General features: G+C 51.9%; 10 protein-coding genes. 3 read left to right on the forward strand and 7 right to left on the reverse strand.

Translation table 11 applies throughout. The annotated features are described in order from the left end of the window. Positions 1 to 282 precede the first annotated feature (282 nt). The 3 genes from AC5JLP_RS00050 to AC5JLP_RS00060 are packed head-to-tail and all read right to left on the reverse strand — an operon-like array spanning position 283 to position 4901. A complete protein-coding gene (locus AC5JLP_RS00050; protein WP_496065841.1) occupies positions 283 to 1152 on the reverse strand; it encodes an SDR family oxidoreductase in 870 nt (289 codons plus the stop codon). Between the two features lie 34 nt (positions 1153 to 1186). Beyond that, the gene (locus tag AC5JLP_RS00055; RefSeq protein WP_496065842.1) at positions 1187 to 2731 is read right to left on the reverse strand and encodes a GMC oxidoreductase; all 1545 of its coding nucleotides are present in this window, start codon (positions 2729 to 2731) and stop codon (positions 1187 to 1189) included. A gap of 34 nt (positions 2732 to 2765) precedes the next feature. Further along, entirely contained in the window at positions 2766 to 4901 is a 2136-nt protein-coding gene (locus tag AC5JLP_RS00060; protein ID WP_496065843.1) for an amylo-alpha-1,6-glucosidase, read from the reverse strand. Positions 4902 to 5226: 325 nt separating this feature from the next. On the opposite strand from AC5JLP_RS00060, the gene AC5JLP_RS00065 reads away from it, so the two are divergent. After that, entirely contained in the window at positions 5227 to 6123 is an 897-nt protein-coding gene (locus AC5JLP_RS00065; protein WP_496065844.1) for an SDR family oxidoreductase, read from the forward strand. 785 nt (positions 6124 to 6908) lie between these two features. On the opposite strand, the gene AC5JLP_RS00070 is transcribed toward AC5JLP_RS00065, so the two are convergent. Together AC5JLP_RS00070 and AC5JLP_RS00075 are read right to left on the reverse strand one after the other, a co-directional pair. Next, positions 6909 to 7382 carry a VOC family protein gene (locus tag AC5JLP_RS00070; protein ID WP_496065845.1) on the reverse strand — a complete coding sequence of 158 codons (474 nt, stop codon included), beginning with the start codon at positions 7380 to 7382 and terminating at the stop codon, positions 6909 to 6911. 48 nt (positions 7383 to 7430) lie between these two features. Next, positions 7431 to 8090: a TetR/AcrR family transcriptional regulator gene (locus AC5JLP_RS00075; RefSeq protein ID WP_496065846.1), complete on the reverse strand. Its 660-nt coding sequence runs from the start codon at positions 8088 to 8090 to the stop codon at positions 7431 to 7433. 232 nt (positions 8091 to 8322) lie between these two features. On the opposite strand from AC5JLP_RS00075, the gene AC5JLP_RS00080 reads away from it, so the two are divergent. After that, entirely contained in the window at positions 8323 to 8553 is a 231-nt protein-coding gene (locus AC5JLP_RS00080; protein WP_496065847.1) for a hypothetical protein, read from the forward strand. A gap of 85 nt (positions 8554 to 8638) precedes the next feature. Continuing rightward, positions 8639 to 8806, forward strand: coding sequence for a hypothetical protein (locus AC5JLP_RS00085; protein WP_496065848.1), 168 nt, complete (start codon positions 8639 to 8641; stop codon positions 8804 to 8806). A gap of 318 nt (positions 8807 to 9124) precedes the next feature. Here the strand turns inward: AC5JLP_RS00085 and AC5JLP_RS00090 are convergent, their stop codons facing one another. Next, the gene (locus AC5JLP_RS00090) at positions 9125 to 9562 is read right to left on the reverse strand and encodes a hypothetical protein (protein ID WP_496065849.1); all 438 of its coding nucleotides are present in this window, start codon (positions 9560 to 9562) and stop codon (positions 9125 to 9127) included. A gap of 275 nt (positions 9563 to 9837) precedes the next feature. Further along, complete coding sequence (locus tag AC5JLP_RS00095) at positions 9838 to 10170, reverse strand: hypothetical protein (protein ID WP_496065850.1); 333 nt, start codon at positions 10168 to 10170, stop codon at positions 9838 to 9840. Positions 10171 to 10235: the final 65 nt, after the last annotated feature.

Below are 10235 nucleotides of genomic sequence, written 5' to 3' on the forward strand. Positions count from 1 at the left end.
CCAGGGTAAAACTGTATCGGCTCTACCCGTCAATTAATCATTGACTGACCACTAGAACGGTGGTGTAGAAATGGAGCGATCGCTCCATTTCAGCGATCGTTAAGCTAACCGATGCAATAGTAGTAGATTGAATAGTCATCAGAGGATGTCTGAGAAGTATGGTTAGCAGCGGATTCATACCGGATGTAACGGATAGCTAACGGCTCTCGCTCGTAATTTACCATCCGATGCATCCGTTCCTTGTCCGTTGCTCACTGATTTGTTGCTTTTAAGACATCTTCATCACGTGCTAGAAACTTGACCGCCTGTGACTTCGAGAATGGCACCCGTGACAAAGCTGCTGTCTTCGGACGCGAAGTAAACGTAGGTTGGAGCCAGTTCCTCTGGCTGAGCCGATCGTTTCATCGCGTTGTCTACGTCAAAATTATCTACCTGCTTTGCCGTCATTGTGCCAGGGATGTTAGGAGTCCAAACCGGGCCAGGAGCCACTGCATTGACGCGAATCTTACGCTCTGCCAAGTTTTGCGCCAGCGCTTTAGTAAACGCATTGATCGCCCCTTTGCTGGTGGAATAGTCAATCAAGAATTCTTTGCCGATTAGCCCCAGAATACTGCTGGTATTGATGACCGCATCACCCTCCTTCAGGTGAGGCAGGGCCGCTTTAAGCATATAGAAGTAACCAAACACGTTTGTTTCTAACGTGCGTCGGAACTGGTCATCCGTTAAGTCTTCTAACTTGAACTGCACCATTTGATAGGCAGCATTATTCACCAAAATATCGAGATGACCAAATTTCTCGACGGTCTGTGCCACAGCTTTCTTGCACTGCTCCGAGTCTCGCACGTCCGCTTTGATGCGGAGGCACTGCTGTCCCTTCGCTTCCACATTGGATTGGGTGATCTTGGCATCGTCATCATGTTCGTTATACAGAATGGCAACATCGGCACCTTCCATTGCATAGGCGATCGCTACCGCTCGACCAATGCCTGAATCGCCACCAGTAATCAACGCCACTTTTCCTTGCAGCTTGTTTGCAGGCTTGTAGTTAGACAAATCACTATCCGGCTGGGGCACCATGTCTTCCTGACTGGCAGGATAGGGTAGCGTTTGAGCAGGAATTTGCTCAGCCGTCGGACGAGATTCTGGGGGCATTGTAATTACCTTAGTTGCTGTAAAAGTTGGCAGTTTATTGCAGTCGATCGAGCAAATGGTCAGTCACTCGCAGCGCATTCGCGACAATGGTTAGAGTTGGATTGCAGCCGATGTTAGACGGAAAGAAGCTGCCATCCACCACGTACAAATTGTCAACTTCATGAGTGCGGCAATGAAGGTCTAGAACAGACGTAGCAGGATCAGTACCAAACCGACAGGTGCCGCACTGGTGAGCTACCCAGCGCAGTGGAAAGTTGCTCTGGTAGTAGCGTGATTCTGTAATCCAGCCTCGATCGACTTCGATCGACTTCAGCACGTCAATCCAGCGCTGCACTAATCGCTGAAACGCCTCAGTATTATTTTCGGTGTAGTCGATGTGGATGTGGTCTCCCTTGAGATGGACTCGATTATTAGGATCGGGCAGATCTTCACCCATAAGCCACCAATCTACAGAGTGGGTAGCCGCCTTTTCAGGAGAAATGGTGCCGCCAGTCGCCACAGGCACATCATCCATCAACATTTCCTTGTTGACTTTTCCGGATAGCTGAACCTGTCCCATTGGGTAGGGAAAGTCGGATTCACCCCAGTAGAAATCATTCACACCCAGGGTTTTCTGAAACACGGTATGGTTTTCTTCAAGCATCAGTCCTACAACTACGCCACAGTTGTGCTTCATAAAGTTACGCCCAACCTGATCGGAGCCATTCGCCAGCCCATTGGGATGCTGATCGTTGTGCGATCGCAGCAACAAAGCGGCTGAATTGATCGCCCCACAGGCAACCACCACAATGTCGCCTCGAAAGTGCTTAACTTCACCCGCAACATCAGTTTCCACCATCGTCACGGCACGACCCGAAGCACTGGTATGCAGCCGCTGCACTTTGGCATCGGTCAGCAGCGTCACGTTGGGGTACTGCATCGCTGGGCGGACTCCAATTACCTCTGCATCCGCCTTGGCATGAACGAGGCAGGGATGCCCGTCGCAGGTTTCGCAGCGAATACACTCACTCAGAAACGGGTGGGACTCATTCAGCTTAATCGCCATTGGCAGATAGAACGGCTGGAATCCCTTGGCGGTTAAGCGATCGCTTACGTCTTGAATGCACGGCTCATGACTGATGGCAGGAAACGCATACTCCCCAGTTGTCCAGGGTTCGGTGGGGTCAAGCCCTCGCTTGCCGTGAACTTGATACAGCGTTTCGGCTTGCGTGTAGTAGGGTTCAAAATCGGCGTATTTCAGACTCCAGGCGGGAGAAAGGCCGCCTTTGTGAATCACGGCATCAAATTCGGCTTCCCGCGCTCGAAACAAGGTGCCGCCATAGAACTTGGTATTGCCGCCGACCCAGTAGCCTGCGGCTGGCTGGAGGCTTTTCCCGGCCTTATCGCGCCAGGGTCCAGCGTTGAAATAGCGCTCTGCTGAAAACACCTCATGTGGGTTCCAGTTTGCCTTCTCTCTGGGTAAAAACGTGCCGCGATCGAGCAGCAAGATTTTCTTACCGCTCGGTGCCAGCCGATGAGCGACCGTCGCGCCACCTGCCCCTGTGCCAATGATAATAATGTCGTAGCGATCGTCTGTCACACCTTGAACTCCACTGGTAAAAATTGTGCGATGGCTACTCCGTTCTGGGGCGATCGGGATGAGCGACCGTCAACTCACCGTTTTGTTGCGTCACCTCCCACTGAGTTTGCTCACCGTCTCGCCAAAACCGGAGGTCAACGGTTGCGTCGCCAACTGCCACATTCGTTAGTTGAAGATTGGGCAACCACGCAGGCAAACAAGGCCGCACGTGAAGCTGGCGGTTCGATGCATCGGCTGACAGGCCCAAAACGATGCTCACCAGCCAGAGCATGGCACCGGCTGCCCACGCTTGCGGAATATTGGCATCCACGTAAGGCACGGGAAAGCTTTCTGGCTGCCGCTCAATCCCACCAAAGAGTTCAGGCATTTGATGGAACTGAAACTGGCTGGCTGCCGCAAAGATTCCTTCCGCAATCTGGTTAGCTTCGGCGTGATAGCCATATCGCTTCAAGCCAGCGGCGATGAAAGCGTTGTCGTGCGCCCAGACGCTACCCGTGTGATAACCGATCGGGTCATACGCCGGATTCTTTGCTGATAGCGTCCGAATGCCCCAACCGCACCAGAGATCTGCTTGAAAGAGACGTTGCACGATCTGTTTCGCTCGATCAGCTGGCACAATACCCGACCAGAGCAATTGTCCTGCATTCGAGGCGATCGACTGAATCTGCGCTTTATTGCCATCTAAACCCAGGCAATAAAAGCCTTCGTTCTCCATCCAAAAGCGATCATTGAACCGTTGATACAGTTCGTCTGCCTTTTTGCGTAGGGTTTGAGCGCGATCAGGTTCACCCCAAACCTCATAGAGCGCCGCTGCTCGTCGCCACGCATCATACACTTGCCCCTGCGTTTCGCACAGCGCGATCGGAGGGTTCACAATTTCGCCCGCTGCATCTCGAATGGCATCACCTGAATCTTTCCACCCTTGATTCTGAATGCCATCGGACGAGCGACTGCAATATTCTACGAAACCGTCGCCATCAAAATCACCGTACTGCTCAATCCAGGCTAGCGCCTTATTCAACGGTGTATAGCAGTCGTCTAATAAGCGGCGATCGCCCGTCCAATGGTAAATCTCAGAAAGGGTGATGATCCACAGAAGGGTGGTGTCGATCGCGCCATAGTATGGTGAAGACGGAATCTTGCCTAGTTGGGCTAACTCACCCTGCCGCAGTTCGTGTAAAATTTTGCCCGGTTCTGCATCTCGCCAATCATCTTTTTCGGTAGCTTGCAGTTCAGCCAGCTTCAACAAGGTACCTTTTGCCAAACCAGGAGCTACTGCCATCGTCTGCAAACTGGCAACCAGGGGATCGCGACCGAACACAGCGACAAACCAGGGAATACCGGCCGCTGGTATCCACACTAAGGAGCCGTGATCGACCGGAATTCGTAGCGCCGCTAAATCGACGAGCGCCTGGTGATACGCTTGCTCGACCGATCGGTTGGAGGAGCGCAATTGGGTGGCAATTTTAAGGAAGTTTTCCATCTCCTGCCCGGCTGGAGTGACATCGGTCGTCGCATCGGTATGCTTGGGTTCCAGTTCTTCACCATCTACCAGGGCAATGAAATCAATACAGCTATGCCACGTTTCACCTGGCTCAAGGGCAATGTCGAAAATAAGCCGACCATTGGCATAGCGCGGTGGTGAACTGGCTCCTTCAGGACGAATGCGAACGCCTCTGGTAAAGTCACCATTGCGATACAGATTGGTGAGTGTCCCATCGCTCCAGGTGGTTTCCATCCTGCCTTCCGTAACCAACTTCTGCGCTTTGACTCGAAAGACATCCACAAAGTCTGAGCGGATCGCCAGCATTAACCGCACATCAACACACGCCTGATGATGGTTGGTCAGGTCAATGTCTTCGTGCATGCCGCCAATAATGTCTCGCCGGACGGTGATTAGCAATTTTTTAGCAGGGACAATGCCATTGGCAGTTTCCAGATCAGGATTCGTGAATTCATACCGAGCTACGCGATGCGTGATGGTACTGGAGGCAAGGGGGATCAGGGGTTGGCGATCGAGTGAGATTTCGTAATAGGAAATTAGACGGGTATCGCGTACAAATAAACCCTGCGCCCGTTGATCGTCGATCGAACCATCAGCCGCCGTTAAGAGAAAAGTGCCCCCATCATTAATGGTGATTTGCCCGGTGACGACCGCGACTTGAGACATAAGGCGTTGCTCTGAACTGTACAACTGACGCTACACTTTCCAGCGCGATCGCGCGTCGGTTTTAACTTTCAGACAGCGCTAGCTCGTCACTGTAATGTTCTGCCGTAAGATAGCACAGTCATCATTAACCAAGCATTCAACCATCATCTGTTTTGCATCTACGGGTGCCATTTGGAGGTGCGACACCCCTCCTGGTTGACGAAGCACTGCCTTCTGTAACTTAAGTTGGATCGATAGAGTGACCTGTAACGATCTATATCCAAGGTGGGTGGGTATCGCTCCGAAGCGGTTTTATAACTGAACGCATTACACCCTGGAGCAAGACATGCCTACCGATCGCTTGAAGATGCAAGATCCGCGCCATCAATATCCAACTCCGCCTTTTTCCCGCCAACCGCAGTCCGCGCCAGGACTGGCTGCAAAGATGGAACCTCAGCCAGATCACGGTGAGGAGAGCTACACAGGCAGTGGCAAGCTTGCGGGTCGTAAGGCACTGATCACGGGAGGCGATTCTGGCATTGGGCGTGCTGTAGCGATCGCGTTTGCGCGGGAAGGAGCGGATGTAGCCATCTCCTACCTTCCCAGTGAAGAGTCAGATGCACAAGCGGTAATTGCACTGATTGAAAAAGCGGGACGTAAAGCGATCGCGCTTCCAGGCGACATTAAGGACGAAGCGTTTTGCCGCCAGCTCGTAATAGATGCCGTAGCAGCACTAGGCGGTTTAGATATTCTCGTCAACAATGCTGGCAAACAACAAACTCAACCCTCACTCGGCGATATTACCACCGAGCAGTTCGACCAGGTGCTCAAAACAAACCTCTACGCACTCTTTTGGATCACACAGGAAGCCGTACCGCATCTGAAACCAGGTGCAGCCATTATTAACACAACTTCGATTCAGGCCTACGACCCGTCGGAGAGCTTGATCGATTACGCCATGACGAAAACGGCGATCGTCTCGTTCAGTAAATCCCTCTCGAAGCAACTGATTGAGCAAGGGGTGCGTGTCAACGCAGTCGCACCCGGTCCCTTTTGGACAGCGCTACAGCCCAGCGGTGGTCAAACCCAGGAGAAACTCGAGAAATTTGGTTCTGAAGTGCCGCTGGGAAGACCCGGACAGCCTGTGGAAATTGCTCCCATCTATGTGCTGCTTGCATCTCAAGAGGGAAGCTATATAAACGGGGAAGTGTATGGTGCCACGGGTGGTGTTGGCATTGCCTAAGCACTGTTGTTTGGGTGGAGACCCATGCGTGTAATTTGGGATATGACACCGTTCCTGGCAGTTAGGTATCACATCGTCTAAGGTTGCTTTCTAGCAGCAGTTTCAGAATGTGATCTTCTCTACTCAAGCTTGCAATCTCCCACGTTAAGCGTCTGTCAGTCCTGCCGACAGATCGGGGTAGTAATTGCAATTTAGACTGCTGTGCTTTCGGCTATGCCACTTCTCCAAGGAATCGTTGAGCAAGTGGTAAAACCTTTTGCACTCGCAAACAAAGTTCACGCGTTGTTGAATGAATGATTTGATACTCCTCTTCAACCCCGATGGTAAAAGATTCTCTTTGAAGGGATATGTCAACTGTCTCCTAGCTTGAGGGCGAGCTTAAAGCTTAATCCTTACAGATTTTGCTGCAGAAAGAGTACAGTACCGATAGCCTTACTGACGCTTTCTTGTGATTCCGGGGTCGGGTTGAGAGAGGTATTCTCTGAGCATAGTGTTAGTTGATGTTATGGCAGCAGGATGCGATCGTCGCCGAACTTCCTGCAATTCCACTTTTAGTTGACGCAACAGCGCGGCCTGACGAAATCGCTTTGCCTGCAAGTACTGGTCTTTAGTTGCAGCACAAAGTATGGTTAATAGCTCAATTCCACCTTAGCAATTGAGCTATTAACCCGGCAATGCATGTTCCTACATCGTTAGAATTGCGAGTTGATTGCCTAACGCACCCTACGAGTTAGGTCAGATCTTTTATTGCCGAGTTAATAAGCTGACCATATCGTAAATGACAATCAGGACGCGTTGTACTGGCTTACAACGTCTACGACCCAGACAATACCAAACTGATCCTTCAACATGCCGTAGAGCGGTGACCACGGCGCTGGCTCGAGCGCCTGCATGATGGTCGCGCCAGCAGATAGCTTCTCCCAGTACGCAGTGATCTCCTGAGACGTTTCGCCACGGAGCGAAATAAAGAAGGCGTTCTCGCCTTGGTCCCACGGCATACGTGACGGCACATCGTATGCCATGACGCGGAAGCCATTGTCAGCGGACACTTGGCCCCACTTCACTTGGTCAGCATTAGATGGATCTTCAACGTTGCCGACATCCTTATACGTGACGATGGCTACATCCCCGCCAAACACGGACTGGTAAAACTTGAGCGCTTGGCGAGTGTCGCCTCGAAAATTCAGGTGGGTAACAGCCTGTACGGACATAGTATCTCCTTGTTGATCGAATTCATTGTTCTGGGTGTCGTGTGCCATTTCGACTGACGAAGAGGAGCGCTGCGATTGCAGCGGTACGATCGACACCTAAGCCTTGTGAAGCGCTGGCAATAGCACGCCATCAATTAATGCGATGAGGAACGCCTTCTCGAACGGTCTGCGTTGGATGAGCGCACGATAGGCTGCCATCGACGGGATGATCTGAGACGCCGTCTCGATGTCTGCTAACGCGGAGATCTCGCCACGATCGACAGCTCGCTGCATTAAAATGCGGTGTGCGGTAGCCCACGGCTCAACTATCGCTGTATTTACTGCCTCTGCAAGTCCCGGGTTGGCGGACAGCATAGAGGCAAGCCCCGTCATCACGTTGAGCTTGCGCTCACTCTCCTCGATCGACTGCGGCTTGAACAACGCGAGGAGGTCGCTGCGGAGGGTCCCGGTGTCGGGTAAATGCTCAAGGTCAACCTGCTTACTTTTCATACGGCCGATGGCATCGAGGATAAGCTCTTCCTTCGACGACCAGCGGCGATATATGGTCGCTTTCCCAGCTACCGCACGCGCCGCAACCATGTCCATCGTTATGCCCCCATAGCCGACCTCAGCGAGCACGTCAAGCGTTGCGTCGAGGATGTCAGCATCACGCATGTGATCGCGCTTCCGACCGAGCCGTGTGTTAACCGCACGCTTGTCTTCACTAGGTAAGTGGTTTCGCTCTCCGATATCCTGTGTAGGTTCATGTTGCGCCACAGCAACTGTCCTCTCAGTCTTCATCAGTACACATAGTGTACCAAGCATTTCCGGAACTGTAAAGTTCCGTTATTAAATTGGGTGCATGGTTTGTCTCGGCTCAACTCCAGAGCGTTTCAGCCTCGCTTACCGCTTGGGGCACAGTTGTTCGCTCCACCCTCCTAGCGCATCGGTCTGAAGCGAAGATCTAACCTGAACAGCCCATCACGATCGCAGCACTGGATAGCCATCTATGTCTTCCCTCACTAACCCCCTTGGTCAGATGGGTCTACCCCTTTTAAGCGAAACCCTTGCCTTCCTCCGTGATCTTGACCTTGCTAAGAGGCGTCATCGGCAGTACGGTCCGATCGTTAAGACTCAGTTATTGGGCAACCCAACCGTCTTTCTCAAGGGTGTAGAGGCGAACGACTTCGTTCCACTCACGAAAATCAGTGTTTTGTCAGCAGTTGGCCGCCCAGCGTGAAGCGACTCTTGGGTTCGCTGTCGCTGGCACTGCAAACAAGTGAGTTGCATCGACAGCGGCGCGCTAGGGGAAGGAGTTCGCGCGCTTGGAACTGAAGCTGTTGGCGGCTAAACTCTTGCAAGGGTATGACTGGAGTCTGTTACCACAGGATTTAACGCTGGTGACGGTGCCAACGCCCGATCATAAGGAACAAGCATTTAATAACTCCGGCATTTCTCGTAGGGGCGCACGGCCTGCGCCCCTACCTGCATAAAACTTGTCCGTTTATTGAATCCACGAGCCTAAGGAGGGGCTAAAGGTGCGGTTTGCGGTCAAACCGCTTTAGGGCGTTTTAGCCACGGCTATGGGTAGAGTGCCGATGGCATAGTTGAAAGGAGCAAAAGGGCAGTAGCAGAATGAATGTTCTAGAGGTTCCTTTCAACTATGCAAAAGACCTTTGAGGTATACAGCAGTTGAAGCATCTCTTCCAAAACCGTTCAAGGGGTAAAGCCGCAACCTGCTTGACAGCTCACTACCGTATCTTCGCTACCTTACCCTTACTTAAAAATGTCTGACTGCTCTGCATATCATTCTAGTCAATGTAGTCTCGCATCATATCTGGTTTTTTCCGGTTGTTTGCAGTAATCGGACGATCGCCATCGACGGGAAGCGTTTTGCGAATTTGAAGCTTACTCGCTTCAATCGGTCGTTCGCCATCTTCGTAGACAACTTCTTTCACATCCAAATTGCTTGCAGTAATCGGGCGGTCGCCATCAATCCCCAAAGTTTTGTCGGTATCGAGTGAACCGGCCCCAATTGGGCGACTGCCATCCATCTCGAACGTGTCGCGTATGTGAACGGTACCAGCCACAACCGGACGCTTGCCATCAATAGGCAAAACATACTGTATCTGAAGATCGCTGTCATCGATGGGGCGATTGCCATCTACTCCAAGCATCTTGGACTCTTGCCGACCTTCTTCTGAAGGCATGATGGCGCTGTCATCCGAATGTTCCCGCTGTGTACTCACAGTTCAAACTCCTGCTCTTTCTAGCAACTCCCTACTTTTAACAGCTTGATTGTTTGACCGACCACCGTCTAATGGTTGGTTTTTGGGGTTGAGTAGTAAGCGAGCGAAAACTCCCGCTAAGGAGTGCACCATTTGAATCTGCTGAGAATCAGGAGGCTAGAAACCCTAATAGTCCTTTCCAGTTCTCCATACTGATTAACCCTCAGGCTAATTGGTACGTCTCAACGGGACTGAGAAGTGCTTTTTGAAACATCTACTTAGTCAGTGTTTTAATCCTAACGTGAGTTTCTGTTGTGAAGCGGACCGCCTTTAGAGCGTTGGCGTCGCTTGTAGGCAGCAGCACCCGCCATCAAGGCATTCAAGGTGACCAGCCCTAAGGTGGTTGGTGGTTCGGGCACGCCAGCAGCGCTGATCGTCGTGGTAGCCGCCTCGGCAATGCGTTCATGCCTAGCCGTCGTGGGATGAATATCATCCCAGAATAAGTAAGTGTCTGGCGTTTGGCACGCGGTAAGCAGGCAAGCGTCGGTGACATTAGTGAAGCCGTATTGGCTAGGTTGGGCGATCGCATTACTAAAGAGTGCGGCGACATCAAACGGAATCACCTGCACAGTCGGCGTGATACCAAATTAAACAAGGCCTGCGACAGATAGGGCCTCGACGATAAAGCGAAAGC

The organism is Stenomitos rutilans, assembly GCF_059505485.1.